General features: G+C 62.0%; 28 protein-coding genes and 1 riboswitch. All 28 genes read left to right on the top strand.

The window, feature by feature from the left end; genetic code table 11:
* The first annotated feature begins 54 nt into the window (after window positions 1-54).
* The gene (locus tag VEZ38_RS02870) at window positions 55-708 is read left to right on the top strand and encodes a hypothetical protein (protein WP_324891759.1); all 654 of its coding nucleotides are present in this window, start codon (window positions 55-57) and stop codon (window positions 706-708) included.
* A gap of 129 nt (window positions 709-837) precedes the next feature.
* Window positions 838-2,019, top strand: a complete 1,182-nt coding sequence (locus VEZ38_RS02875; RefSeq protein WP_324891857.1) for a D-alanyl-D-alanine carboxypeptidase family protein — start codon at window positions 838-840, stop codon at window positions 2,017-2,019.
* 218 nt (window positions 2,020-2,237) lie between these two features.
* Entirely contained in the window at window positions 2,238-2,591 is a 354-nt protein-coding gene (gene spoIIAA, locus VEZ38_RS02880) for an anti-sigma F factor antagonist (RefSeq protein ID WP_324891761.1), read from the top strand.
* Window positions 2,588-3,034: an anti-sigma F factor gene (gene spoIIAB / locus VEZ38_RS02885; RefSeq protein WP_324891762.1), complete on the top strand. Its 447-nt coding sequence runs from the start codon at window positions 2,588-2,590 to the stop codon at window positions 3,032-3,034. The genes spoIIAA and spoIIAB overlap by 4 nt, the downstream gene beginning before the upstream one ends.
* A gap of 10 nt (window positions 3,035-3,044) precedes the next feature.
* On the top strand, window positions 3,045-3,800 hold the full coding sequence (sigF, locus tag VEZ38_RS02890) for an RNA polymerase sporulation sigma factor SigF (RefSeq protein ID WP_324891764.1): 756 nt from the start codon (window positions 3,045-3,047) through the stop codon (window positions 3,798-3,800).
* A gap of 130 nt (window positions 3,801-3,930) precedes the next feature.
* Entirely contained in the window at window positions 3,931-4,614 is a 684-nt protein-coding gene (locus VEZ38_RS02895) for a stage V sporulation protein AA (RefSeq protein ID WP_324891766.1), read from the top strand.
* Complete coding sequence (locus VEZ38_RS02900; protein ID WP_324891768.1) at window positions 4,611-5,039, top strand: stage V sporulation protein AB; 429 nt, start codon at window positions 4,611-4,613, stop codon at window positions 5,037-5,039. Before VEZ38_RS02895 ends, VEZ38_RS02900 begins: the two co-directional genes overlap by 4 nt.
* 46 nt (window positions 5,040-5,085) lie before the next feature.
* Window positions 5,086-6,825 carry a spore germination protein gene (locus VEZ38_RS02905; protein WP_324891770.1) on the top strand — a complete coding sequence of 580 codons (1,740 nt, stop codon included), beginning with the start codon at window positions 5,086-5,088 and terminating at the stop codon, window positions 6,823-6,825.
* Window positions 6,826-6,909: 84 nt separating this feature from the next.
* On the top strand, window positions 6,910-8,247 hold the full coding sequence (gene lysA / locus VEZ38_RS02910) for a diaminopimelate decarboxylase (RefSeq protein WP_324891772.1): 1,338 nt from the start codon (window positions 6,910-6,912) through the stop codon (window positions 8,245-8,247).
* A gap of 82 nt (window positions 8,248-8,329) precedes the next feature.
* Entirely contained in the window at window positions 8,330-8,761 is a 432-nt protein-coding gene (locus VEZ38_RS02915; protein WP_324891774.1) for a peptidylprolyl isomerase, read from the top strand.
* A 142-nt stretch (window positions 8,762-8,903) separates the two neighbouring features.
* A riboswitch (FMN riboswitch) is annotated at window positions 8,904-9,071 on the top strand.
* Window positions 9,072-9,197: 126 nt separating this feature from the next.
* A complete protein-coding gene (ribD, locus tag VEZ38_RS02920; protein ID WP_414694647.1) occupies window positions 9,198-10,322 on the top strand; it encodes a bifunctional diaminohydroxyphosphoribosylaminopyrimidine deaminase/5-amino-6-(5-phosphoribosylamino)uracil reductase RibD in 1,125 nt (374 codons plus the stop codon).
* Window positions 10,323-10,329: 7 nt separating this feature from the next.
* Window positions 10,330-11,010 (top strand): riboflavin synthase, encoded by a 681-nt coding sequence (gene ribE / locus VEZ38_RS02925; RefSeq protein ID WP_324891776.1) that lies wholly within the window; start codon window positions 10,330-10,332, stop codon window positions 11,008-11,010.
* Window positions 11,011-11,039: 29 nt separating this feature from the next.
* Window positions 11,040-12,287 carry a bifunctional 3,4-dihydroxy-2-butanone-4-phosphate synthase/GTP cyclohydrolase II gene (locus VEZ38_RS02930; RefSeq protein ID WP_324891778.1) on the top strand — a complete coding sequence of 416 codons (1,248 nt, stop codon included), beginning with the start codon at window positions 11,040-11,042 and terminating at the stop codon, window positions 12,285-12,287.
* Between the two features lie 14 nt (window positions 12,288-12,301).
* Entirely contained in the window at window positions 12,302-12,772 is a 471-nt protein-coding gene (gene ribE / locus VEZ38_RS02935) for a 6,7-dimethyl-8-ribityllumazine synthase (protein WP_324891780.1), read from the top strand.
* Between the two features lie 64 nt (window positions 12,773-12,836).
* Entirely contained in the window at window positions 12,837-13,625 is a 789-nt protein-coding gene (locus VEZ38_RS02940) for a segregation/condensation protein A (protein ID WP_324891783.1), read from the top strand.
* On the top strand, window positions 13,585-14,232 hold the full coding sequence (gene scpB, locus VEZ38_RS02945; RefSeq protein WP_324891785.1) for an SMC-Scp complex subunit ScpB: 648 nt from the start codon (window positions 13,585-13,587) through the stop codon (window positions 14,230-14,232). Before VEZ38_RS02940 ends, scpB begins: the two co-directional genes overlap by 41 nt.
* Before the next feature lie 57 nt (window positions 14,233-14,289).
* On the top strand, window positions 14,290-14,976 hold the full coding sequence (locus VEZ38_RS02950) for a DUF2953 domain-containing protein (protein ID WP_324891787.1): 687 nt from the start codon (window positions 14,290-14,292) through the stop codon (window positions 14,974-14,976).
* 79 nt (window positions 14,977-15,055) lie between these two features.
* Window positions 15,056-15,577 carry a GerW family sporulation protein gene (gene ytfJ, locus VEZ38_RS02955; RefSeq protein ID WP_324891789.1) on the top strand — a complete coding sequence of 174 codons (522 nt, stop codon included), beginning with the start codon at window positions 15,056-15,058 and terminating at the stop codon, window positions 15,575-15,577.
* A gap of 167 nt (window positions 15,578-15,744) precedes the next feature.
* Window positions 15,745-17,142: a CAP-associated domain-containing protein gene (locus VEZ38_RS02960; RefSeq protein WP_324891791.1), complete on the top strand. Its 1,398-nt coding sequence runs from the start codon at window positions 15,745-15,747 to the stop codon at window positions 17,140-17,142.
* Window positions 17,143-17,312: 170 nt separating this feature from the next.
* On the top strand, window positions 17,313-18,500 hold the full coding sequence (locus tag VEZ38_RS02965; protein ID WP_324891793.1) for a D-alanyl-D-alanine carboxypeptidase family protein: 1,188 nt from the start codon (window positions 17,313-17,315) through the stop codon (window positions 18,498-18,500).
* A 4-nt stretch (window positions 18,501-18,504) separates the two neighbouring features.
* Window positions 18,505-19,125: a nucleoside recognition domain-containing protein gene (locus VEZ38_RS02970; protein WP_324891795.1), complete on the top strand. Its 621-nt coding sequence runs from the start codon at window positions 18,505-18,507 to the stop codon at window positions 19,123-19,125.
* Window positions 19,126-19,154: 29 nt separating this feature from the next.
* Complete coding sequence (locus tag VEZ38_RS02975; RefSeq protein ID WP_324891797.1) at window positions 19,155-19,688, top strand: spore maturation protein; 534 nt, start codon at window positions 19,155-19,157, stop codon at window positions 19,686-19,688.
* An 82-nt stretch (window positions 19,689-19,770) separates the two neighbouring features.
* Window positions 19,771-20,115: a hypothetical protein gene (locus VEZ38_RS02980; RefSeq protein WP_324891799.1), complete on the top strand. Its 345-nt coding sequence runs from the start codon at window positions 19,771-19,773 to the stop codon at window positions 20,113-20,115.
* A gap of 21 nt (window positions 20,116-20,136) precedes the next feature.
* On the top strand, window positions 20,137-20,898 hold the full coding sequence (locus VEZ38_RS02985) for a pseudouridine synthase (RefSeq protein ID WP_324891801.1): 762 nt from the start codon (window positions 20,137-20,139) through the stop codon (window positions 20,896-20,898).
* 47 nt (window positions 20,899-20,945) lie between these two features.
* Window positions 20,946-21,479, top strand: coding sequence for a redoxin domain-containing protein (locus VEZ38_RS02990; protein WP_324891803.1), 534 nt, complete (start codon window positions 20,946-20,948; stop codon window positions 21,477-21,479).
* Window positions 21,480-21,527: 48 nt separating this feature from the next.
* The gene (gene resB, locus VEZ38_RS02995) at window positions 21,528-23,105 is read left to right on the top strand and encodes a cytochrome c biogenesis protein ResB (protein WP_324891805.1); all 1,578 of its coding nucleotides are present in this window, start codon (window positions 21,528-21,530) and stop codon (window positions 23,103-23,105) included.
* Window positions 23,102-24,349, top strand: a complete 1,248-nt coding sequence (gene ccsA, locus VEZ38_RS03000; RefSeq protein ID WP_324891807.1) for a cytochrome c biogenesis protein CcsA — start codon at window positions 23,102-23,104, stop codon at window positions 24,347-24,349. Before resB ends, ccsA begins: the two co-directional genes overlap by 4 nt.
* Window positions 24,350-24,403: 54 nt before the next feature.
* Window positions 24,404-25,120, top strand: a complete 717-nt coding sequence (locus VEZ38_RS03005) for a response regulator transcription factor (protein WP_324891809.1) — start codon at window positions 24,404-24,406, stop codon at window positions 25,118-25,120.

Below are 25,120 nucleotides of genomic sequence, written 5' to 3' on the forward strand. Positions count from 1 at the left end.
ACGGGCGGCGCTTCTTTTTCGTTCGGAACGGCAGTCAGAAGGAGGCAGGGTTCTATGATAGGGAACGACGCGGCATATCGAGCAGCGCAGCAATCGTGGCTGGAAGCATGCATTCGGGCGGCGAAGGGGACGAGGCGTTCGGCGATCGTTCGCGGATTGTCCCCGGATTCGCACGCGTTCTTGCGGAACGTATGGTGGCCGGCGCTGCGCAGCTTCGAGCATCTGGAGCCGCTCGTCGCGGCGCGGGACGCGGACGGCGAGCTCGTGCTCGATTTCGCCTACATGCGGCCTCCGCTGACAATCGGCATCGACATCGGGTCCGGCCGACGGCCGCTCGGCGGCGCCTGCCGCGCCGTCGACGTCGCGGCCGTGCTCCGCTTCGCCGCGGAGGACGTACGACGCGACGCGGCTCGTTGCCGGGAAGCGCTCCGATTCGCGCTGGAGCGCACGTACGGGGCGACCGAGCCGCCGGCGCTGCGACTCTCGCCGAACGAGAAGGAGATTGCAAGGCTCGCGGCCCGGTCCGTACGGCCGATCACGCCGGCGGACGTCGCGCGGGAGCTGCTCGTATGCGGCAAGACGGCGCGTTCGGCGCTCAAGCAGTTGGTCTACAAGCGGCTGCTTCGGGCGGCGGGAGGGGGCAAACAGCGGATACGCGCCTATGAGCCGGCGATCGAGAAGCAGCGCCTCCTTCGGATGCTCGGCTAGTATAAAACGAATCCCCCCCGTCAACAATGGTAAGAGCGCAAAAACCGCATTTTGCCAATCTTAAAAAATACGGTTCGCAATTTCTAGGAGGGGTAGACGTTGACTACAAGAAAGAGCTTACGACTTGCCATGACCATCCTTGCCGCCCTAATCGCATTCAGCTGCGGGACGAGCGCCGCGTTCGCGTCGATCGGCGCGGACGACGCGACGGCGGCCGCGGAAGCGCCCGTCGTCGACCTAGCGCCTAACGCGCGCTCCGCGATCCTGATGGACGCGGACACCGGCACCGTCATCTTCGAGAAGAACAAGGCGGAGAAGCTCCCGCCGGCGTCCATCACCAAGATTATGACGATGCTGCTCATTATGGAAGCCCTCGACGAAGGCAAAATCAAGCTCGAGGATCAAGTGACGACGAGCGAGTACGCGGCTTCCATGGGCGGGTCGCAAATTTTCCTCGAAGTCGGCGAGCAGATGTCGGTGAACGACATGCTTAAGGGAATCGCGATGGCGTCCGGCAACGACGCGTCCGTCGCGATGGCCGAGAAGCTCGCGGGAAGCGAGCAAGCGTTCGTGCAGATGATGAACGAACGCGCGAAAGAGCTCGGCATGAACAATACGAACTTCGTGAACGTGAACGGCTTGCCGGCGGAAAATCATTACACGACGGCAGAGGATATCGCGATCATGTCGCGCGAGCTGATGAAGCACCAAGAAATTACGAACTATACGAGCGTGTACCAAGATTATCTGCGCAAAGATTCGGAAAACCCGTTCTGGCTCGTCAATACGAACAAGCTGGTGCGGTTTTATTCCGGCGCGGACGGCCTGAAAACCGGATACACGAGCGAAGCGAAGTTTTGCTTGTCGGCGACGGCGATGCGGGACGGCTTCCGCCTCATCGCGGTCGTGCTCGGCGAACCGAATACGAAGACGCGCAACGCCGAGGTGTCCGCTCTGTTCGATTATGCGTTCGCGCAATATACGAATCACACGCTGATCAAGGACGGCGACTTCATCGGAAAAATCAAGGTGGAGAAGGGCCAGCTGGAAGACATCGAGCTGAAGGCCGACCATCAGTACAGCGTCCTGCTTCGGAAAGGCGAGAAGACCGACGATATCCGTTTCGAATTGAAATACGACGAGAACCTGAAGGCGCCGATCGCCATCGGCCAGCCGATCGGCAAGATCGAGGTGTACAAAGGAGACGCTCTCCTGAAGGAATACGCGATCGAGTCTCCCGTCGACGTCGACGAGGCGAGCTGGTGGACGATGCTAAAGCGCACCGCCTCCAAGCTGTTCCTCATCAAGTAACGACGCGCGGTAAGTAAGCGAGTCCGCTTGTCCTCCTCCGCCCCGGCGGAGACGGGCAAGCGCTCGCGTTTTCCGCCTTCCTGCGAACCTATTAATCCGCGCCGAGCCTGCGAAATAGAGTGGAAAATGTCGCTTTGCTTCTAGTTTTGTCGCCAAGCAGGAAAGGAAGTTCCTTCCGTAGAATTGGAACGGACAAGACCAGGAAGGAGAGGAACAGCATGAGCTTCGGCATTCATATGGAGCAGCATCGGCAAGCGTTAATCGTCCGGCTCGTCGGCGAATTGGACCATCACGCGGCAGATTCGGTACGCACCCAGATGGAGGACGCGATCGTACGGGGGAACGTGACGCATCTGATTTTAAGTTTAAAAGATTTGACCTTCATGGATAGTTCCGGCATCGGCGTCATTCTCGGCCGATATAAACTGATTACGAGCCGCGGCGGACGCATGGTCGTATGCGACGTCTCGCCGCCGGTTTACCGGCTGTTCGAGATGTCGGGCTTGTTTAAGATCGTGACGATCGAACAAAGCGAGCGAGAAGCGCTCTCGAGTCTGGGGGTCGTATCATGAGCGAGACGAATTTCATGAATTTGCAATTCGCAAGCCGGTCCGTGAACGAATCGTTCGCGCGCGTGGCGGTAGCCGCCTTCGTCAGTCAGCTCGACCCGACCATGGAGGAGTTGACGGACATTAAGACGGTCGTCTCCGAGGCGGTGACGAACGCGATTATCCACGGGTACAACGAGGATCCGAACGGGGTCGTGTCGATCCGCGGACGCATCGAGGGCGATATGCTGTACCTCACCGTGGAGGATCAAGGCGGGGGCATCGACGATCTCGAGCTGGCGCGTACGCCGCTGTATACGTCGAAGCCGGAGCTGGAGCGTTCGGGCATGGGCTTTACGATAATGGAAAATTTCATGGATCGGGTGGATGTCGTCACCGAACCCGGCAAAGGCACGCGGGTCGAGATGATGAAGCGCATCGAGTCGAAAAAAGTGATGTATAACTAGGAGTTGGGCTATGGATGTCGATGTAAAGAACGCCTCACACAGCTACCTCGACGACGCTGAAGTCAAACGACTGATCGCGCTTAGCCAAGCCGGCGAGACGACCGCCCGGGATACGCTCGTGAACTGCAACATCCGACTCGTCTGGTCGGTGGTGCAGCGCTTCCTCAACCGAGGCTACGAGCCGGAGGACCTGTTTCAGATCGGGTGTATCGGGCTGCTCAAGTCGATCGACAAATTCGATCTCTCCTACGACGTGAAATTTTCGACCTATGCCGTGCCGATGATCATCGGAGAAATTCAACGGTTCCTCCGGGACGACGGCACCGTCAAGGTCAGCCGTTCGCTCAAGGAGATGGCGAACAAAGTTCGAAAGACGAAGGACGAATTGTCGAAGCGGCTCGGCCGGCTGCCGACGATCAGCGAAGTGGCGGAGGAGCTCGGCGTCACGCCGGAGGAAATCGTATTCGCGCAGGAAGCCAATAAGCCGCCATCCTCCATACACGAAACCGTGTTCGAAAACGACGGCGATCCGATCACGCTGATGGATCAGATCGCCGACGAGTCGCAGGAGCGGTGGTTCGATAAATTGGCGCTCGGGGAAGCGATCAACGCGCTGTCCGAGCGCGAGCGTCTCATCGTGTATTTGCGGTATTACCGGGACCAGACGCAATCCGAGGTCGCTTCGCGCTTGGGCATCTCGCAGGTGCAGGTGTCCCGGCTCGAGAAAAAAATATTGCAAAGCATTAAAGACCAGATCGCCCAATAGGGCGGTCTGGTTTTTGTTTACGGCCATACCGCCGCGCATGTTCGTCGGGAAGCCCAACCATACTATGGGAACGATTGATGGGAACGATTGATGGGAACGATTGACGGGAACCAAGCGGGGAGGGAAAAAGATGAAGCCCATCGTGTATGTGCGGCTCCGGCGGCGCGTCCGGCTGCCGCGAGGGAACGCGATCCGGATGAAGGACGTGGCGCAGCTGCTGACGGAGCCGGAGCTCGAGCCGGTTTTGCTGGAGCTCGTGCTGCATCGCCCGGACCGCGGCGACGGAAATCTGGTGCTGATCGACATGCTGCGCGTCATCGCGGCGATCCGGACGGTCGCGCCCGAAGCGGAGGTCGAGGCGATCGGAGACCCGCATGCGTTGGTGGAGGTCGTCTCGAACGAGCGGCGTCCGGCGAACTGGATCGGCTTCGCGATCGTATGGCTGCTGCTGTTTTTCGGATCGGGCCTGGCCATCATGAACTTTCACGAGGACGTGTCGATGCCGGCCGTGCATCGCCGGATCGTTTATTTGCTTACCGGCGAGACGGTCGATCATCCGTATTTGCTGCAAATTCCGTATTCGTTCGGCATCGGGCTCGGGATGGTCATCTTTTTCAATCATGTGTTCAAGAAAAAAATCAACGAAGAGCCGAGCCCGCTCGACGTCGAGATGTTTAAGTACGAGGAGAGCGTGCACCAGTACGTCGTCACGGAGGAGTACCGGAAGCTGGACGCGGCCCGACGGTCGGAGCGGCCGCCCGAGGACGGGAAGCGGGACGGCGCGGGCGGCGTCAGGAAGGGGCGGAAACGATGACGGAAGCGTTCGCGTACGTCGCCGAGGCGTTCCTCGGCCTCGCGAGCGGCGTAGCCGTGGGCAGCGGGCTCGTCGCGTTCCTCGTCGTGCTCGACGTCATTCCGAGGCTGGCGCAAATTTCGGGGTCGACGTCCCGGGGACCGGAGCTGGAGCTGGCCGTCGTGATGGGGGCGGTGTTCTGGACGTGCGCCGATTTCTTCGGGCTTTCCCTCGGCGTCCCCGGCGGGCTCTTGATCGTCGTCGGGCTGCTGGTCGGCGGCTTCGTCGGCACGGTCGCCGCGGCGCTGACCGAGGTGCTGAACGTCTTTCCGATTTTGGCGCGGCGGTTGCGCATGGAGACGCGGCTGCGCTGGCTGCTCGCCGCCATGGTGCTCGGCAAGGTGCTAGGCTCGTTGTTTGAATGGCTTCGCTTTCGGGTACAGTAACGGGAAATGCTCGACATCTCAGGAGAACCGAGGAGGGACGACGCCAATGAGCGATCGAGAACAGTTCGAACGGGGCGGAGGAGCGGAACGGAGCATTGTTTTCGTCCCTGAGGGGGAATACGACGCTGCGTTCGAGCCGACGGACGAGTTCGGCCAACGCGGCGGCGAACGCGGAACGCCGACGGAGGCGCGGCGGGCGACCGACGAGACGGAGGCGGAGCCCGATCTCGAAGAGCGCATTCGGGAAGGGATTCCGCCGAAGAAGAAGCCGCTGGAGTCGGACCTGTACATGTACACGGAGGAGGAAAAGGAGTACCTGTACACGGACGATATTCCGACAAAGCTCTCCGACGTGAAGCGGGTCATGGAGGAACGTGCGGGGTTCTTCGCCAGCTTCGACGCGATTTCCCGCGAGATGACCTACGGCGGGAAGAAGACGGCGCTGTACTATTTGAACGGCTTCGCCAAAGACGAAGTGCTGACGATGATCATGTCCCGGCTGTCGATGCTGCCGGAGCACGAGCTCAGCGCGAACGCGGCCAAGCGGCTGTTCCAGGAATTCGTCGCCCACGTCCAGGTGGACGAGGCGAAGACGATGACCGAAGTGATCGGCAAGGTGCTGAACGGCGGCAATGCCCTATTCATCGAGGGCGAGTCGACGGCGATCGTCATGGACGTCAAGTCGCTGCCGCAGCGGGGCACCGACGAACCGTCGGTCGAGAAGGTCGTGCGCGGCGCGAGGGACGGCTTTATCGAGACGCTCCTTACGAACGTGACGCTGCTGCGGCGGCGCCTGAAGGATCCTCGCCTCAAGCTGGAGCTGCAGGAAGTCGGACGCCGCACGAAGACGGCGGTGTGCGTCGCGTATATCCAAGACATCGCGGACGTCGATCTGGTCAAGTCGGTCAAAGCGAAGATCGGGGCGCTCGACATCGACGGGCTGGCGATGGCGGACAAGGAGCTGGAGGAAGCGATTCTCGACAAAGGGTGGAATCCGTTCCCGATCGTCCGGTATACGGAGCGCCCGGACGTGGCCGCCTACCATCTGCTAGAAGGACATATTTGCGTGTTCGTCGATACGAGCCCGAGCGTTATCATTTTGCCGGCGACGTTTTTCCATCATGTGCAGCATGCGGAGGAATATCGGCAGACGCCCCTCGTCGGCACGTATTTGCGGTGGGTGCGTTATTTCGGCGTCTTCGCATCGATATTCCTGTTGCCGCTTTGGTTTTTGTTCGTCTTAAAGCCCGAGCTCCGGCCGATGGAATTCGCCTTCGTCGGGCCGCAGGAGACCGGGCGCATCCCGATTCTGGCGCAATTTCTGCTCGTCGAGGTCGGCGTAGACATGATGCGGCTCGCGGCGATTCATACGCCGACGCCGCTCGCCTCCGCGATGGGCCTCATCGCGGCCATCCTCGTCGGCGACATCGCGATCAAGGCGGGCTTGTTCGTCAACGAGGTCATCTTGTATATGGCCGTCGCGGCGATCGGCATGTTCGCGACGCCGAGCTACGAGCTGGCGTTAGCGAACCGGCTCGTGCGGATTGTGCTGCTGATCGCGGTCGCGGTGTTCGGCATTCCGGGCTTCGCCGCAGGAACGGCGCTGATTATGCTGATGCTGATTACGCAGCGCTCGCATAACACGCCGTACATGTGGCCGTTCATTCCGTTCAACGCTGGGGCGATGCTGGACATTCTGCTCCGCCGACCGTTCCCGACGCAGAAATACCGGATGACGTTCACGAAGCCGCAGGATCGGACGCGCAAGCGTACGGGCAAAAAATGACGCACGCTTCTGTTTTTCCCCTCGGATTTGTGATAATGTCAGTCAGAGAGGATCGACAACCGAGAAGGGATAGGGGATAGAAGCATGCATCTGCACGGTACGACGAAGATCAATCGTCACGGTCGTTTGGAAATCGGCGGCGTCGACACCGCCGAGCTCGCCGAACGTTTCGGGACGCCCTTATATGTCGTGGACGAGGCGCTCGTCCGGGAACGGTGCCGCGCGTTTATGGAGGCGTTCCGCGCCTCCGGCGTGCCGTTCGAGGTGTCTTACGCGAGCAAGGCGTTCTGCGTGAAGGCGATGGTACGCGTCGTCGAGGAGGAAGGATTGTCGCTGGACGTCGTTTCCGACGGTGAGCTGTACACGGCGCTCGAAGCGGGCTTTCCCGCGAAGAAGATTCATTTCCACGGAAACAACAAGACGCCTGAAGAGATCGCGATGGGACTCGACGCGGGCATCGGCTGCTTCGTGGCGGATAACTTTACGGAGATCGGGCTTTTGAACGCGATGGCGGGCGAGCGCGGCATTCGCGCGAAGGCGCTGCTTCGCATTACGCCGGGCGTCGAGGCGCACACGCACGAGTTTATTTCCACGGGGCAAGAGGATTCCAAGTTCGGCTTCAACCTCGCGGGGGACGCGGCGTTCGAGGCGGTGAAGGCGGCGCTCGCGGCGCCTCACCTCGAGCTGCTCGGCGTGCATTCGCATATCGGCTCGCAAATTTTCGAGGTGGACGGATTCCGGATCGCCGCGGAGAAGGTGGCGGATTTCGCCGCGCGCGTGAAGCGCGAGCTCGGCGTCTCGTTCCCGGTCGTCAACTTGGGCGGCGGCTTCGGCATTCGCTACGTCGAGGGCGACCGGCCGCTGCCGATCGCCGATTACGTCGCGGCGATCACGAACGCGGTCAAGGAGCGTTTCGGCGCCCACGACCTGCCGCTGCCGAGCATCTGGGTCGAGCCCGGCCGCAGCATTATCGGCGACGCCGGCACGACGCTGTACACGGTCGGCTCGGTGAAGGACATCCCCGGCGTGCGCAAATACGTCGCCGTCAACGGCGGCATGACGGACAATCCGCGGCCGGCGTTGTACGGCGCCGTCTATGAGGCAGTGCTCGCGAACCGGGCGAACGACGAGGCGGAGGAGACCGTGTCGGTCGCGGGCAAGTGCTGCGAGAGCGGGGATATGCTCATCTGGGATATCAATCTGCCGAAGGTGAACGCGGGCGATACGCTCGCGGTGTTCTGCACCGGCGCCTACAATTATTCGATGGCGAGCAACTATAACCGGCTTCGCCGGCCGGCGGTCGTCTTCGTGAAAGACGGCGTCGCCGAGCTCGTCGTTCGGCGCGAGACGTACGAGGATCTCGTATCCAACGACGTCGTGCCGGAACGGCTCCGCAAGCAGCCCGCGGTGAACGGCCGGTAAGGCCGATCGCGCGTAAATTTGTCCCGGCGGGCTCGTTCGGGTACAATACGGAAAGAATCTGAAGCAGGGAGTGTTCCAACATATGTCCAAGCAAGCGCTGATTAAGATGGCCGACGGCCATGAAGTAAAGATCGAATTGTTCGAGAAGGACGCGCCGAATACGGTCGCGAATTTCGAGAAGCTGGCCAACGAAGGCTTCTACGACGGCTTATCGTTCCACCGCGTCATTCCGGGCTTCGTCGCTCAGGGCGGCTGCCCGCGCGGCAACGGCACAGGCGGTCCCGGGTATACGATCAAGTGCGAAATCAACCCGAACAAGCATGAGCGCGGCTCGCTGTCGATGGCGCATGCCGGGCCGAACACGGGCGGAAGCCAGTTTTTCATCGTGTACAAGCCTCAGCCGCATCTCGACGGCGTGCACACGGTGTTCGGCAAGGTGACGGAAGGCATGGAGCATGTCGACGCGTTCAAAGGCCAAGACAAAATGGAATCGATCCGCGTGGTGGAAGCGTAAGCGAGTAAACCGCGCCGATCGCGGGAGCAACGGAGAAGCCGCTCGGCGGTCGTCGCGACGACCGCCGGCGGCTTCTCTCGCATCTCGCTATGTAAAACCTTGCAAAATCGCAAGGTAGGTGATATCATCGGCACAAATACAAACAATCCTTCGGGGCCGGGTGCAATTCCCGACCGGCGGTGATGCGTCTTCGCAGACGCTCAGTCCGTGACCCGACGCGAGCAAGGACGGCGACGTCGTTTTGCCCGCGGCGGTGGACTCGGTGCAATTCCGAGACCGACAGTAACAGTCTGGATGGGAGAAGGAGACGCAATACGAACGGGGTATCCATGTGCGAAATTTCACATGTACCGCCCGTTGCTTTGCGTTGACCAAAACCGGGCGCCCCTACGTTGGGGCGCCCTTCTTTCGTCGCCCCGGGTCCAGAGGGGAGCGGATCCAAATCCAAGACGAAGATTACATGAGGCTCGCCCTGACGCTCGGCGAAGCGGCGCTCGGGCAGACCGGCACGAATCCGGCGGTCGGCTGCGTCGTCGTGAACGGCGGACGCATCGTCGGAATGGGCGCGCATTTGAAGCAGGGCGAGGCGCATGCCGAGGTGCATGCGCTCGACATGGCGGGCGCCGCGGCGGAGGGCGCCACGGCGTACGTGACGCTGGAGCCGTGCAGCCATCACGGGCGAACGCCGCCGTGCGCCGACCGGCTCCTCCGGGAGAAGGTGAAGCGGGTCGTCGTGGCGACGCTCGATCCGAACCCGCTCGTCGCGGGCGGCGGCGTCGCGAAGCTGCGCGAGCGCGGCGTCGACGTCACGGACGGCGTGCTCGAAGCGGAGGCGCGGCGGTTGCACGCGCCGTTCTTCCGCTCGATCGCGACCGGACGGCCTTATGTCGCGGTCAAGACGGCGATGACGCTCGACGGCCGCATCGCGACGCCGACCGGCGACAGCAAGTGGATTACGAACGGCGCGTCGCGCGCGTTCGTGCACGAGCTTCGCGAACGGCATCAGGCGATTCTGGTCGGGGTCGGCACGGTGCTGGCGGACGACCCGGCGCTGACCGCGCGCGGCGACGCGGCGCCGAAACGGCAGCCGACGCGCATTATCGTCGACTCCCGCCTTCGCACGCCGCCGGCGGCCGCGGCGCTACGGCCCCGCGACGACGGCGAGCCGTGCGCGATCGTGCTCGCGACGGCCGCGGCGCCCGAGGCGGCGAAGGCCGCGCTCGAGGCGCGGGGCGCCGTCGTTTTGACCTGCGGGGAAGGCCCCCGCGTCGATCTTGCGTTCGCCCTTCGGACGCTGCGCGACCGCGGCATCGGCTCGGTGCTCGTCGAGGGCGGCGGGACGGTGAGCGGCGCGCTGCTCGAAGCGGGGCTCGTCGACAAGGTGTACGCGTTCGTCGCGCCGAAGATCGTCGGCGCCGGCGGGCCGTCCGGCTTCGAGTTTCGAGCCTCGGCGCGCATGGCGGACGCGATCGCGCTTCGAGACGTCGAGACGCGCACGTTCGACGGGGACGTGTTATTTATAGGGGATCCCGTCTATCCTACTCCTAAGGAAACGAGGTGAGCGCCCGATGTTTACGGGACTGATCGAGGAGGTCGGCACGCTGGCCCGCGTGACGCGTCAGGGCGAAGCGCTCGTCCTGACGGTGCGAGCGAAGCGGGTGCTCGAAGGCGCCGCCCTCGGGGACAGCATCGCGGTGAACGGCGTTTGTTTGACGGCGGTTCGCTTCGAAGGCGATACGGTCGACATGGACGTCATGCCCGAGACGTTCCGGCGCACGACCTTAAGCAAGCTCGCGCCCGGCGACAAAGTGAATTTGGAGCGCGCGATGCTCGCGACCGCGCGCTTCGGCGGACATATCGTACAAGGACACGTCGACGGCACGGGCGTCGTGCGCGGCCGGGAAGCGGTCGACAATGCGGTGTATTTTACGATCGAGCCGGTGGATCCGTCCCTCTTCCGATACATTATTCCGAAGGGCTCGATCGCCGTCGACGGCATCTCGCTGACCGTCGTGGACGCATCGGATCGCGCGTTCCGCGTGTCGATCATCCCGCACACGCTGGAACGAACGGTGCTCCAGGCGAAGCGGCCGGGCGACGCCGTCAATCTCGAGACCGACATCGTCGGCAAATACGTCGAACACCTGCTGGGGTGGAGCGCGAAGGGCGCACTGGCGCCGGCGAGCGGACGCGGCGGCGGGACCGGCGGGCTGACGGAAAACTTTTTCAAAGAACACGGGTTTTTATAGAAAGATACGATTCGGAGGAGGAGCGACGCATGGAGAGAAGAGATGGTTTCGACGGCATCGAAGATGCGATATACGACTTAATTCTCGGCAAGCCGATCATCGTCGTGGACGACGAAAATCGGGAAAACGAGGGCGACTTCATCGCGCTCGCCGAGAAGGCGACGCCGGACGTGATCAATTTCATGATCAAGGAGGGGCGCGGCCTCGTCTGCGTTCCGATTACCGAGGAGCGCGCGCTCGAGCTCGATCTGCCGCAGATGGTCCAGCGCAATACCGATTACCACGGCACCGCGTTCACCGTCTCGGTGGACCACGTCGCGACGACGACCGGCATCTCGGCGGCGGAACGCGCGCAAACCGTCAAGGCGTTGATCGATCCGCGCACGAAGCCGGGCGACTTCCGCCGCCCCGGGCATATGTTTCCGCTCGTCGCGAAGAAGGGCGGCGTGCTTCGCCGGGCCGGACACACGGAAGCGGCGGTCGATCTCGCCCGCATGTGCGGCAGCTATCCCGCGGCGGTCATCTGCGAGGTGATCAAGGAAGACGGGGAGATGGCGCGCGTGCCGGATCTTCGCCTCATCGCCGATCAGTTCGGGCTGAAATTCATTACGATCAAAGATTTGATTCAATATCGGAACGAGAAGGAAAAGCTCGTGCGCCGCGAGGTGGAGGTCAACATGCCGACCGACTTCGGCACGTTCAAGGCGGTGGCGTATACGAACGAGGTCGACGGCAAAGAACACGTCGCTTTCGTGAAGGGCGAGATCGACCCGGAGAAGCCCGCGCTCGTACGGGTGCATTCGGAGTGCCTGACGGGCGACGTCTTCCATTCGCATCGGTGCGATTGCGGGCCGCAGCTCGCCGCCGCGCTGCAGGCGATCGACGCGAACGGCTCGGGCGTGCTGCTGTATATGCGGCAGGAAGGCCGCGGCATCGGGCTCATAAATAAATTGAAGGCCTATAAGCTGCAAGAGCAGGGATTCGACACCGTCGACGCGAATATAAAACTGGGGTTCGCCCCGGATTTGCGGGAATACGGCATCGGGGCGCAAATTTTGAAGGACCTCGGCGTACGCTCGATTCGCCTGCTGACGAACAATCCGCGCAAGATCGCGGGCCTCGAAGGCTACGGGTTGTCCATCGCGGAGCGCGTGCCGCTTCAGATGGCGGAGAACGAAGATAACAGCCGATACTTGCACACGAAGCAAGAGAAGCTCGGACATATGCTGCGTTTCGAAGAACAGGCCGAACCGGCCGCGGGCACGACCAACACTTAAGGAGGAATCCACTCATGGTTCAAGTATTCGAAGGCAACTTAATTACGCAAGGCAAGACGTACGGCATCGTCGTCGGCCGCTTTAACGAATTCATCTCCTCGAAGCTGCTCGGCGGCGCGCTCGACGCGCTCAAGCGCCACGGCGCCGCCGACGACGAGGTCAGCGTCGCCTGGGTGCCCGGCGCGTTCGAAATTCCGCTCATCGCTCAGAAGATGGCCGAGAGCGGCCGCTTCGACGCGGTCATTACGCTCGGCGCGGTCATTCGGGGCTCGACGCCGCACTTCGACTACGTCTGCAGCGAGGTGTCGAAGGGCGTGGCGGCGATCTCGCTCAAGACGGGCGTACCGACGATTTTCGGCGTCTTGACGACGGATTCGATCGAGCAAGCGGTGGAGCGCGCAGGCACGAAAGCCGGCAACAAAGGCTGGGAAGCCGCGGCGACCGCGATCGAGATGGCCAACCTCGTCGCTCAGTTTCAAAAATAACTCGTTCCGCCGAGCCGGAGCGCTGCGTCTGCATCAAAAATTTTAGCAACGGAACGGATGCCCGATGAGCGTAACCTACAAGCTGCCTTCGTTCGAAGGACCGCTGGATTTGCTGCTCCACTTGATCGACAAAGCCGAAGTGGACATTACGAATATCCCGATCAGCGAAATTACCGATCAATACATGGAGTACGTATCGCTGATGGAGGAGCTGGAGCTCGAGGTCGCCAGCGAGTTTCTCGTGATGGCCGCGACGCTGTTGTCGATCAAGAGCAAGATGCTGCTTCCGAAGCCTCCGGTCATCGACCTCGACCTCGATTACGAGGAGAACGCGGAGGATACGCTCGAAGAGCTCGTTCACAAGCTGATTGAATATCGAAAATATAAATCCATCGCGGAGCATCTTCGCGACAAGGAGCTGGAGCAAAGCCTCGTGTATTCCCGCGAGCCTGTCGACTTGTCCCCGTATGCGGTGGAGGAGCCCCGCAATCCGGTCGAAGGGCTCGAAACCTTCGATCTACTGCTCGCGTTCCAGAAGGCGCTGCGCCGTGTCGCGAATCGGAACGTCGTGGCGAAGATTCGCCGGGACGAAGTGTCGATCAAGGACCGAATCCGCGACGTGCTGCGATATTTGCGCATGGAAGGCGGGCGCCTTCTGTTCTCCCGCCTGTTCGACGAGTCGTCGACGCGGGACGAGCTCGTCGTGTCGTTCCTCGCATTGCTCGAGCTGATGAAGATGAAAAAAATTACGTGTTACCAGCACGGGCGATTCGAGGACATCGTCATCCAGGCGAAGGAAGGGGCGAACATCGATGACGAAGAAGAATTGGAACGAATGGAAATCGATCATTGAAGGGCTGCTGTTCGCTTCCGGCGACGAAGGCCTCGACGTGCGGGAAATCGCGGACGTGCTCGACCTCGATTGGCGCGTGGCGGAGGAGCTCATCGAAGAGATGCGCACGACTTACGTGAAGGAGAATCGAGGGTTTCGCATCGCGAAGATCGCCGGCTCCTATCAGCTGACGACGAATCCGGAGCATGCGCCTTATTTCGCGAAGCTCGCGCAAGCGCCGACCCGCGGCTCGTTGTCGCAAGCCGCGCTGGAGACGCTGGCGATCGTCGCCTATCGGCAGCCGATCACCCGCATCGAGATCGACGAAATCCGGGGCGTCAAGTCGGACCGCGCCCTCCATACGCTGGTCGCCAAAGAACTGATCCAAGAAGCGGGGCGCGCGGAAGCGGTCGGCCGGCCGATCCTGTACGAGACGACGAAGCAATTTCTGCAATATTTCGGCTTATCCCATCTGAAGGACTTGCCCGATGCCGAGCAGATGGCGGGGGAAATCGATCTGGAGGCCGAAACCCGGATGCTGTTCCAGAAGCTCGAGGAGAAAGATAAGAGCAAGCAGCTTACGATCGACGATTTGCCGGAATCATCCAACGAACATACGGACGCATGAAATCGCGCCCTCCGACCGGATACTAAGGCGTAATGTATTGGGAACGGAGGTTTTTTTATGTGGTGGTGGGTCGCAATCGCGGCGGCCGCGATCGTCCTGCTCGCGGCCGTATTGCTCTCGAACGTGCGGGTGCTGGTGAAATATTATCGCGAAGGGGAAAACGACGAAATCGACGCCTCCTTGAAGGCGTTGTTCGGGCTCGTCAAGCTTCGCTACAAGGTGCCGACGGTCGAACTTAAGCCGTGGCTCAGCGGCATTCGCTTGAAGGTAGCGCAGCAGGAGAGCAGCGACGCGTTGCCGGAGCTCGACTTCGCCCGGGAGGAAATCGAGCGCTTTATCCGCCGCGTGCGCAAGCTCGTCGTGCATATGAAAAATTACAAGCAATTTTTCGCCGGCACGCTGCAGCACGTCCACGTCGAGGAGCTGCGATGGGAGACGCGGTTCGGGCTGGGCGACGCCGCGGAGACGGGCGTGACGGGCGGCGTCGTCTGGGGGCTGAAGAGCGCCGCGCTCGGCTTCGCCTCGCGTTGGGTGGCGCTCGAGCGGCGCCCCGCGATGCAGGTGACGCCGGTGTTCAACAAGCCGACGTTCCGCACGGACGTGCTCGTGCGCACGCGCATCCGCGTCTTCCGCATCCTGCTGATCGGCACGATGCTCCTCGTCCGCATCTTCCGGCGCCGCGGCGGCTGGATCGTCTGGTTCCGCATCCTCTTCGGCCGCGCCCCGGATAATCGTCCTGCATAATGTCCGCATAGTTTTCCCGCGCGGCGGGGACATTACCGGAAGAATGGACAGTACAGACGATAGGGAGGCTACCGTAGCAATGAGCGAACATCCGATTCAAGGGTTAATGCGTACGGCCATGGAAAACTTAAAGCAAATGGTCGACGTCAACACGATCGTCGGGGATCCGGTGACGACGCCCGACGGTACGTTGATTTTGCCGATCAGCAAAGTCGGCTTCGGCTTCGCGGCCGGCGGCAGCGAATTCACCGTCGAGCATGAAGACGATAAACATGAGGCGGTTACGGATCGCGCGGTGACGCCGTTCGAGTCGAAACATACGGCGGCCGTCGGCTTTCCGTTCGGCGGCGGCAGCGGCGGCGGCGTATCGATTACGCCGATTGCGTTCCTCGTCGTCGGCACGCACGGCGTGAAGGTGGTGCCGCTCGATCATTCGACCCGCTTGGTGGAGCGGATCCTGGATCAAGTGCCGACGCTCGCGGACAAAATTACGGGCATGTTCGGCGGAGACAAGACGACGAACGTCACCTTCAGCGAGTTCAACGATGTGACGACGGCGTCGCCGATGGAGCCGATTCCGAGCAGTTCGATCAACAAGTAAATTCGAAAAAGAACGGCGGAGGCCGCCTCGACGTCATGCGCCATGACGAAGGGGCGGCCTTCGTCTTGCCCGAAATGTAACTTTTGGCATGTCCCTTCGGACGGTTCACGCGACGCTTTATTCCCTTTATACTGAGGGCAAAGGGCGCAGCGAAGGGGGAAACGAATTTGAAAAGCAGAAACACGCTGGCAGTCGCGGGGTTGGTCCTCGCGCTCGCGTTCGGCGCTCCGCCGTCGCCGCCGACGGGGGCGGCGACGGCGTTCGCCGACGCGTCGGGGCATTGGGCGGCCGAGACGATCGACTGGGGCGTCGAAGCCGGCGTCGCGCGCGGCTATCCGAACGGCGAATTTCGGCCGGACGACGCCGTAACGGAGGCGCAGTTCGCCGCTATGCTGTTTCGAGCGTTCCCGGGCGAGACCCCGGAAGAAACGGGGCCTTATTGGCATACGGCCTATTATGAGCAAGCGCAGACGTGGATGTGGCCGCTTGCGGCTGCGGAGGCGAATACGGCGGCGCGGCGCGGCAAGGTCGCGCAAATCGTCGCGGCGTCGCTCGGCAAACAGCTGGACGTCGAGGACGCGGTGCGGGAGCTGCTCGACCGCGGGCTGGCGCAAGGGCGCCGGACGGCGGACGGGCGCGTCGACTTCGGCGAGCGGGAGACGCTGACGCGGGCGGAGGCGGTGCAATTCGTCCGCAACGTCGCCGCCTCCGGCCGGCGCATCGGACCGGCGGACCGGCCGCCCGCCGCTTCGGTCGAACCGGCCGCGTCCGTATCCGGGATCGCGGTGGGGGACGCGGAATCGACGCTGCGTTCCGTCCTGGGAGAGCCGAACCGGAAGGAGCGCAGCGAATACGGCTTCGTATGGTACGTGTACAATGCCGATTACGAGCGGTTCGCGATGGTCGGCGTGTCGGGCGGGAAAGTTCGGGCGCTGTACGGGAACGGCTCGAACGTCCGCGCAGGCGCGGAGCTGGGCGAACCGTTGACGTACATTCAAAAAGGAAACGTGCGCTACCGCATCGACGCCGACGGCGAGTACGACGTATACGATGCCGGAGACGCGTACGTCACCGTGTTTTACGACATTCACGAAGGAAGGCGCGTCAGCGCCGTCCAGGCGATCGAGAAACAGACCGAGCAATCGCTCCTCGGTTTTTACGGCGAAGGGTCGTCCGCCCTCGCGGACGGCTTCGAACGCATCTCGCTCGATCTCGCGAACAGCGCGCGGGCTCGCCGGGGATTGTCTGCGCTGGCGTGGGACGACGGCGCGGCGAAGGTCGCCCTGGGCCATAGCGCCGACATGGCGGCGAGCGGCTTCTTCGACCACACGAATCTGCTCGGGGAAGGGCTGGGCGATCGGCTCGAGCGCGGCGGCGTCGCCTACCGCGGCGCCGGCGAAAACATCGCCTACGGTCAAACGAGCGCGATCTTCGCGCATGAAGGCTGGATGAATTCGACGGGCCATCGGACCAATTTGCTCGGCGACTTCAACCGTCTCGGCGTCGGCGTCGCGTTCGCCGCCGACAGCGTTCCTTATTACACCCAAAATTTCTTGAAGCGGTGAACGAAGTTCAGCGAAAGTCGATCCGGGGCGTCCCCGGACGGGCCGACCCGGCCTGTCCGCGGGGCGCCTCTTTCGCGTCTCGCCGCGCATATCCGGGGTGGATAAGCATATACATGTACTACATGTCGCACGGAGAAACCGCGCAATCATACCCACCCCGGGAGGTTACGATGAAGCCAGCATTCGGATTCAAAGCTCTGTTCGCCGGGATCGCCGCCGCCGCGGTCGGTCTCGCCTCGTTCGCGCCGGCGCCGGCCCGGGCGGTCCCGCCGCCGATCTCGTCGCATGCGGCCGCCTCCTCGGTCATCGACGTCAAGTCCGGCCGAATCGTCTTTCAAGAAAACGGCGACGAGCGGATGCGCATCGCATCGCTGACGAAAGTCATGACCGCGATCGTCGCGATCGAGAACGCCGAATTGACCGAGATCGTCAAGGTCGGTCCCGGCGCGTACGGGAAAGAAGGCTCTTCGATTTATCTCCATCTGGGCGAAGAAATGACGCTCCACAACATGCTTTACGGGCTGATGCTGCGGTCGGGCAACGACGCGGCGACGGCGATCGCCGAGCACGTCGGCGGCTCGCTGGAAGGCTTCGTGTTTCTTATGAACGAGAAGGCCCGGGAGCTCGGCATGAAAAATTCGAGCTTCAAAAATCCGCACGGTCTCGACGAAGAAGGGCACTATTCGTCGGCGAACGATATGGCGGTATTGTCCGCGTACGCGCTTCGGAATCCGACGTTCCAAGAAATCGTCAAGACGAAGGTGAAGAAGGCGCCGAACCCGAACGAGGAATGGGATTACCGCTGGACGAACAAAAACAAGATGCTCAGCATGTACGAGGGAGCCGACGGCGTAAAAACCGGCTACACGACGCTGGCGCGCCGAACGCTCATCTCCTCGGCGACTCGAGGCGGCCAGCAGTTCGCAGTCGTGACGCTCAACGACGGCGACGACTGGAACGACCATAAGCGGTTGCTCGATTACGCCTTCCAATATTATCCGTCGACGCAGATCGTCCGCAGCGGCGAACGGGTGGAAGGACCGAATCTCGTCGTCGCCCGCTCCTTCGAATATCCGCTCGCCGAAGGGGAGGCCGCCGAGCTTCGGAAGCGGGTCGTGCTCGAGGACGAGACGACGACGGGGTACCGGCTCGGCGAGCGCGGCAAGCTGGAGTTGTATCTGAAAGGGCAGCGAATCGCCTCGCTGCCGCTGTACGAGGACGGCAGCACGCGATTTAAGGTGCAGGAGCAAACGACGTTCCGGTTTACGAAATACGAGGAGCGGCAAGCGGCCGGCTTCGGGGACATTTTCCGATCGATGCTTCGCGTCTTGTTCACGGGCGAATCGAAAGAAGGCTGACGTCATGGTCAATTGGATTTGGTTGTTCTTCATCGTCGCCGGCTTCGCAGTCGCGGCGATCAACGGGCGGGTCGAAGCGGTGACCGAAGCCGCGTTCGAAGGCGCGAAGACCGGCGTCGCCGTCTGCTTCGGGCTGATCAGCGTCATGGTGTTTTGGCTCGGCATGATGCGCATCGCCGAGGACGCGGGGCTGCTGCAAAAGCTTGCCCGGCTTCTCAGCCCGTTCGTCCGGTTTCTGTTCCCCTCGGTGCCGCGCGACCATCCGGCGTTCGGCTACATCTTGTCGAATATGAGCGCGAACATCCTCGGGCTCGGCAACGCGGCGACGCCGGCCGGCATCAAAGCGATGCAGGAGCTGCAAAAGCTGAATCCGGAGAAGGAACGGGCGACGGCCGCGATGTGCACGCTGCTCGCTATCAATACTGCGAGCATTACGCTCATTCCGACGACGATGATCGCGATCAAGATGAATTTCGGCTCGAAGACGCCGACCGATATCGTCGGTCCGACGCTCGCCGCGACGGCCGTCGCGCTGGCGGCGGCGATCTTGCTGGATAAATGGTACCAGCTGCGAACGCCGAGGCCGCCGGCTTCGGCGCCGTCCGCGCCGCCTTCCGACACCTAGACATTCCAAAGCGAAAGGGGATCGAACGCATGTCGTCGATATTGACCGCCGTATCCGCTTGGGCGATTCCCCTCTTGGTCGCGTTCATTCCGCTCTATGCGGCTTATCGCAAGGTTCCCGTCTACGAATCGTTCACCGAAGGCGCCAAAGAGGGGTTCGATACGGCGATCCGAATCATTCCGCATCTCGTCGGCATGATGGCGGCGATCTCCATCTTTCGCGCCTCGGGCGCGATGGACATGCTCGTCGGCGCCGTCGCGCCGCTGTTCGCAAAGCTCGGCGTGCCGGCGGACGTGCTGCCGCTGGCGCTGCTGCGGCCGATTACGGGAGCGGGCTCCTTGGCGTATACGACCGACCTCATGAAGACGTTCGGTCCGGACTCGTTCGTCGCTCAGATCGCCGCCACCGTGCAGGGCAGCACGGATACGACGCTGTATGTGTTAACCGTCTATTTCGGCGCCGTCGGCATCCGGAAAGCGGGCTACGCGCTGAAGGTAGGCCTCGTTTCCGACCTTGTCGGCTTCTTCGCCGCGGTCGCCGTCTGCTATGTCGTCTTCGCATAACCCCTCGATCCGCCGGTCACCTCGGTCCTGCCGTGAGCATACGCTGATACCATTCGACTCCCTAGGAGAGGCGTGATCCGCGATGAAGGCGACCGGCTTCGTCATCCATCAATCCCAATGCTCGTCGATCAACGGCAAGGGCTACGACTTCTTCGTCACCCGCGCCGGCTTCGTCATTCCCGGGGCCGAACCGACGGAACCGGGCGGCCGAATCCATGTTTGCATCGAAGGCGACTTCGCGGCGTTCGACGGCTCGAACGATCCCGACGCGCAAGAGCAGCTGTTCGTGGCGGCGAAGCTGATCGCGCGCTTGTCGGAGACGCTGGGCATCGCGTCGAACGCGCTGTTCCCGCACCAAGACGGCTGCCCCGGCGCGAGGTTCCCGTGGGCGAAACTTGTGCTTTCCATACCGGATGGGTATCATTAGCTTGAGGTGAAGACCAATCCTATGGAACGATTGCAGAAGGTGCTGGCCGCGGCGGGCGTCGCCTCGCGGCGCAAATGCGAAGAAATCATCGCCGCGGGCCGCGTATCCGTCAACGGCAAGGTCGTGACGGAGCTTGGAGCGAAGGTCGATCCGACGAGCGACGAAATCGTCGCGGACGGGAAACGGATCGCGTTGCAGCAAAAAATATATTTGGCGTTTCATAAGCCCAAGGGCGTGATCTCCAGCGCGAAGGATCCGGGCGGAAGGCAGACGGTCATGGACTACATGCACGGCATCAAGGAGCGCGTCTACCCGGTCGGCCGGCTCGATTACGATACCGAGGGCTTGATTCTTATGACCAACGACGGGGAGTTCGCGAATTTGCTTATGCACCCGAGGTTTCACGTCCCGAAGACATACCTCGTGCATACGAAAGGCGTGCCGCACGGCGACGCGTTGGACAAGCTGCGCCGGGGCATCCGGCTCGACGACGGAATGACCGCGCCGGCCGAGGTCGAATACGCGGACGCCGATCCCGACAGCAAAGAGGCGATCGTGCAAATTACGATTACCGAAGGACGCAACCGTCAGGTGCGCCGCATGTTCGAGGCGATCCGAACGCCGATCGTCCGGCTGCGCCGCATCCGGTTCGGCTCCGTGTTTCTCGGCGGCTTGCAGCGCGGGAAGTACCGGCATCTCACGAAAGCCGAGATCGCCGAGCTGCGGGAGCTGGCGGAGAAAGCAGGGCTGAAGGAGACACATAATGTTCAAAAAGGAGACTGATCGCGTCTCCTTTTCTTTCGTTATAATGGAGTGTAGGGTGATTCTCGATGGGAAAACATAGAAGAAGCATACAGTTGTCGATTTTTGCGTTCGTGCTGCTCGTCGTCGGCTATACGGTGGCGACGAGCGCGTTCGGCGGCGAGGAGCGCCCCCCGGAGGTCGGGGACCGTCTCGCGCCGTTCGCGCTCGCGTCGCTCGAGGGCGGCACGATCGGGACGGACGAATTCAAGGGCAAGCCGATCGTCATTAATTTTTGGGGCACGTTCTGTCCGCCGTGCGTCGAGGAGACGCCGGCACTGCAGCGCATGCACGAAAAGTACGCCGAACAAGGCGTCGTCATTCTGGGCGTCAACTTAGGGGAGAAGCCCGTCGTCCGGGTCGAGCAGTTCGTCGACCGCTTCGGCGTCACCTACCCGATTTTGCTCGATCCGGAGCTTGACGTTCGCGACCGATACGGCGTTCGTTCGTACCCGACGACGTTCTTCGTCGACTCCGCCGGCGTCGTGCGCGAGGTGAAGGTGGGCGGCATGACGGAAGGGTATATGGATTCGGTCATCGGGCAGTTGGTTCAATTACAATAAGCGACGCGTCCGCCGTGGGCGCGATCGCGGGTTCGGGGGGTTGCGCGCGTGAGCGAGGATACGAAGCCGCTCGACATGCGTTACGACGGCGCGCCCAGACGTTCGCAAAAGGCTGAGAAGGACTGGCTCGACCATGTGTGGAGCTTTTTTTCGTCGGTGAAGGTCGGGGTTTGGCTGATCGTCTTGACGCTGCTCGGCGCGGCGGTCGGATCGATTTTGGAGCAGGAGGATCGGAGGATCCCTCCGTACCGAATCGATTTTTATCAAGAAAAGTACGGCTGGTTCGGCGAATGGTATTACAAGCTCGGACTCAGCCACACGTATACGTCCTGGTGGTTTCAGCTGCTCGTCGTGCTGCTCGGCACGTCGATCGTCGTCGCGTCGCTCGACCGCGGCATTCCGCTGTATAAAGCGCTGAAGAAGCAAAGGCCGGCCCGGACGGTCGAGTTTTTGCGCCGGCAGGGCGTCGCCTTCGAGTCGGATTTGCCGTTCGCGCCGCACGAGGCGGCGAAGGCGTCGGCCGCGGCGGACGCCGCCGAGCGGACGCTGCGCGCGATGCGGTATCGGACGAGCCGGGAAGGCGACGCGGTGCTGGGCGAGAAGCATCGCTGGTCCCGCTGGGGACCGTACGTCAATCATGTCGGCTTGATTATATTTTTGCTGATCGTTCTCGTCCGAACGCTCCCGGGGTTTACGATGGAGGAATACGTAGACGTCCTCGAGGGCGACACGGCGCGGATCGGGGACACGAGCTATTATTTGCAAAACGAAAATTTCACCGTCGAGTACCACGAGGACGACGGCCGCGGCCTCGTCCCGAAGTCGTTCAAGACGGAAGCCGTCGTGTACGAATGCCGGGACCGCTGCGGCACGACCGACCCGGAGCTGGTCGAAGCGTTCCGAGGGGAGACGCTCGTCAACCATCCGCTGCGATTTCGCGGCATGTCGATTTATCAATACGGCTATCGCGAGACGCCGCAGCTGCGCAGCGTGAAGGTATCGCTTCGCGATAAAGCGACCGGAGAGACGTACGGGTCGTTCACGCTGAAGACGGTCAACCCCGACCTGGCGTACGAGGCCGGGCCGTACAAACTTCGGCTGCACAATTATTACCCCGAATTTTCCCTCGACGCGGACGGGCAGCCGACGAGCGTCTCCGCGGAACGGCCCAACGCTCCCGCTTATATTTTCATGATTACGGGACCTGGCCTGCCGGAAGCCGGCGCATCGTATATTTATTTCCCGCGGGAGGTGGACAAGCTCCGCTTCAAGCAGGACGAGCTGAACGCGGCGGTCGGAACCGGCGAGAAATTCGTCATCTCCGCCGGCGGCATGGAAGATGTCGAGGTTGCGCTTTATACGAGTACGCTCGCCGTGCGCAAAGATTTGACCGTGCCGTATTTGCTCGTCGGGGGCGCGATTTGCATGGCAGGTCTCATCATGTGCTTTTACTGGCAGCATCGGCGCATCTGGGTGCGCGTCGACGGCAACCGGTTGACGGTCGGCGCGCATACGAATAAAAACTGGTTCGGCATGCGGAGGGAGACGGCGAAGCTGCTTGACGCGCTCGGCATCGACGGGGCGTCCGCGGTCGCCGCTCGCACGAAGGAGGAGGAACGGAAGTGAGCTTGTACGATATTAGCAATACGGCGCTGATCGCCGCGTTGTTCACGTATATCGCGTCGTTCGTCGCGTTCGCGATCGCGATTACGGGGCGCGGCTTCGGCGGAGCCGGGGGCGGCGAGGCGAGCGCCGCCGCGAGGGCGCGGCGGGCGTTCGGCATCGCCGTCTTGGGATTGGCGCTCCATCTCGTGTATTTTATCTTGAGGTGGATCGCCAATCGGCATATTCCCGTCAGCAATTTATTCGAATTCATGACGTTCCTGTCGCTCATGATCGTCGTTGCGTTCATCATCATCTATACGATCTATCGAAAGCCGCTGCTCGGCGCCTTCGCGACGCCAGTCGCGTTCGTCATTCTCGCGTACGCCATGGTGTTCCCTTGGGAGGCTCAGCCGCTCATCCCTTCGCTGAACAGCGTCTGGCTGTATATCCACGTCACGACCGCCGCGGCCGGCGAAGCGTTCTTCGCCGTCGCCTTCGCGTCCGGTCTCATGTACTTGCTTCGGGTGGTCGATTATAAAGCGGCCGGCAAGCGGGAGCGCCGGCAGCGTTTCGGCATCGAGTTTACGCTGTTCGCCGTCTTGATTCTCGTCGGGTTTATCGTCGCCGCGTTTACGTTCCGCGGCCTCGGCTACGAGGCGACGTTCGCCGGGCAGGAGACGATCGACGGCGAGCTGACCGACGTGACCGTCACGTACGCGATGCCCCCGATCGCCGCGCCGCACGGCTACGAGCTGGTCGGCATGGATCCGTTCCTCGGATCGACGCAGCCGCTCGGGACGGCGCCGGATTGGATGAACGGGGTGAACGCCGGACGGAAATTCAACACGACGATATGGTCCGTCCTCTTCGGCGCGTTCCTCTACGGCGCGCTGCGGCTTGCGTGCCGCAGGCCGCTCGGCGCGGTCATCCAGCCGCGGCTCTCGGGCATCGACCCCGAGGATCTCGACGAAATTACGTATCGAGCGATCGCGATCGGCTTTCCGATCTTTACGCTCGGCGCGCTCATCTTCGCGATGATTTGGGCGCATATCGCGTGGAACCGGTTCTGGGGCTGGGACCCGAAAGAGGTGTGGGCGCTCGTCACATGGCTGTTCTACAGCGTCTACTTGCACCTTCGGCTTGGACGCGGCTGGCACGGCAGACGTTCCGCATGGCTGGCCGTCGTCGGCTTCGTCGTCGTCTTGTTTACGCTGATCGGCGTAAATTTGATCATCGCCGGGCTGCATTCTTACGCCGGCGTATAAATGCTATAGGGCGTTGGGGACATTTTCCAAAGAAGAGGAAGGAGTCGAGGCTCCATGAACGAGAGGCAGCATACGATTCTCGTCGTCGACGACGAGGAACGCATCCGCAGATTGCTTCGGATGTACTTGGAGAAGGAGCATTTCCGCATCGAGGAAGCCGAGGACGGGGAGACGGCGCTGCAGATGGCGCTCGAGAAGGATTACGATTTGATTTTGCTCGACGTGATGCTGCCGGGCATCGACGGCGTCGAGGTGTGCTCGCGGCTCCGGCTGCAGAAGGCGACGCCGGTCATTATGCTGACGGCGAAAGGGGAAGAGGCGAACCGGGTGCAAGGCTTCGAGGTCGGCGTCGACGATTATGTCGTGAAGCCGTTCAGCCCGCGCGAGGTCATCTTCCGGGTGAAGGCGATTCTCCGGCGGTCGTCGGCGACGGCGTTCCTGTCGAAGGAGCCCGTCTCGACCAGCACGATCGTGTTTCCCCACGTCATGATCGAGCATGACGCGCATCGCGTCACCGCCGACGGACAGGAGGTCAGCTTGACGCCGAAGGAGTACGAGTTGCTGCATTACCTCGCGGTTTCGCCGGACAAAGTGTTTTCGCGCGAGCAGCTGCTGAAGGATGTATGGAATTACGAGTTTTTCGGCGACTTGCGGACGGTGGACACGCATGTGAAGCGGCTCCGGGAGAAGCTGAACAAGGTGTCGCCGGACGCCGCGGCGATGATCACGACCGTCTGGGGCGTCGGATACAAGCTGGAGGTGCCTCGCTGA

Source organism: Paenibacillus sp. (genome assembly GCF_035645235.1).
GTDB lineage: Bacteria > Bacillota > Bacilli > Paenibacillales > YIM-B00363 > Paenibacillus_AE.

What these genes read in the sequence shown, in the direction of transcription:
- VEZ38_RS02905 (WP_324891770.1), top strand. Translation starts at nt 5,086, where the DNA reads ATGAGCGATCGAGAACAGTTCGAACGGGGCGGAGGAGCGGAACGGAGC.
- VEZ38_RS03005 (WP_324891809.1), top strand. Translation starts at nt 24,404, where the DNA reads ATGAACGAGAGGCAGCATACGATTCTCGTCGTCGACGACGAGGAACGC.
- VEZ38_RS02915 (WP_324891774.1), top strand. Translation starts at nt 8,330, where the DNA reads ATGTCCAAGCAAGCGCTGATTAAGATGGCCGACGGCCATGAAGTAAAG.
- VEZ38_RS02930 (WP_324891778.1), top strand. Translation starts at nt 11,040, where the DNA reads ATGGAGAGAAGAGATGGTTTCGACGGCATCGAAGATGCGATATACGAC.
- scpB (WP_324891785.1), top strand. Translation starts at nt 13,585, where the DNA reads ATGACGAAGAAGAATTGGAACGAATGGAAATCGATCATTGAAGGGCTG.
- VEZ38_RS02985 (WP_324891801.1), top strand. Translation starts at nt 20,137, where the DNA reads ATGGAACGATTGCAGAAGGTGCTGGCCGCGGCGGGCGTCGCCTCGCGG.
- sigF (WP_324891764.1), top strand. Translation starts at nt 3,045, where the DNA reads ATGGATGTCGATGTAAAGAACGCCTCACACAGCTACCTCGACGACGCT.
- VEZ38_RS02870 (WP_324891759.1), top strand. Translation starts at nt 55, where the DNA reads ATGATAGGGAACGACGCGGCATATCGAGCAGCGCAGCAATCGTGGCTG.
- VEZ38_RS02980 (WP_324891799.1), top strand. Translation starts at nt 19,771, where the DNA reads ATGAAGGCGACCGGCTTCGTCATCCATCAATCCCAATGCTCGTCGATC.
- ytfJ (WP_324891789.1), top strand. Translation starts at nt 15,056, where the DNA reads ATGAGCGAACATCCGATTCAAGGGTTAATGCGTACGGCCATGGAAAAC.
- VEZ38_RS02875 (WP_324891857.1), top strand. Translation starts at nt 838, where the DNA reads ATGACCATCCTTGCCGCCCTAATCGCATTCAGCTGCGGGACGAGCGCC.
- spoIIAA (WP_324891761.1), top strand. Translation starts at nt 2,238, where the DNA reads ATGAGCTTCGGCATTCATATGGAGCAGCATCGGCAAGCGTTAATCGTC.
- VEZ38_RS02990 (WP_324891803.1), top strand. Translation starts at nt 20,946, where the DNA reads ATGGGAAAACATAGAAGAAGCATACAGTTGTCGATTTTTGCGTTCGTG.
- VEZ38_RS02940 (WP_324891783.1), top strand. Translation starts at nt 12,837, where the DNA reads ATGAGCGTAACCTACAAGCTGCCTTCGTTCGAAGGACCGCTGGATTTG.
- VEZ38_RS02895 (WP_324891766.1), top strand. Translation starts at nt 3,931, where the DNA reads ATGAAGCCCATCGTGTATGTGCGGCTCCGGCGGCGCGTCCGGCTGCCG.
- VEZ38_RS02950 (WP_324891787.1), top strand. Translation starts at nt 14,290, where the DNA reads ATGTGGTGGTGGGTCGCAATCGCGGCGGCCGCGATCGTCCTGCTCGCG.
- VEZ38_RS02900 (WP_324891768.1), top strand. Translation starts at nt 4,611, where the DNA reads ATGACGGAAGCGTTCGCGTACGTCGCCGAGGCGTTCCTCGGCCTCGCG.
- spoIIAB (WP_324891762.1), top strand. Translation starts at nt 2,588, where the DNA reads ATGAGCGAGACGAATTTCATGAATTTGCAATTCGCAAGCCGGTCCGTG.
- VEZ38_RS02965 (WP_324891793.1), top strand. Translation starts at nt 17,313, where the DNA reads ATGAAGCCAGCATTCGGATTCAAAGCTCTGTTCGCCGGGATCGCCGCC.
- VEZ38_RS02970 (WP_324891795.1), top strand. Translation starts at nt 18,505, where the DNA reads ATGGTCAATTGGATTTGGTTGTTCTTCATCGTCGCCGGCTTCGCAGTC.
- ribE (WP_324891776.1), top strand. Translation starts at nt 10,330, where the DNA reads ATGTTTACGGGACTGATCGAGGAGGTCGGCACGCTGGCCCGCGTGACG.
- VEZ38_RS02975 (WP_324891797.1), top strand. Translation starts at nt 19,155, where the DNA reads ATGTCGTCGATATTGACCGCCGTATCCGCTTGGGCGATTCCCCTCTTG.
- ribE (WP_324891780.1), top strand. Translation starts at nt 12,302, where the DNA reads ATGGTTCAAGTATTCGAAGGCAACTTAATTACGCAAGGCAAGACGTAC.
- lysA (WP_324891772.1), top strand. Translation starts at nt 6,910, where the DNA reads ATGCATCTGCACGGTACGACGAAGATCAATCGTCACGGTCGTTTGGAA.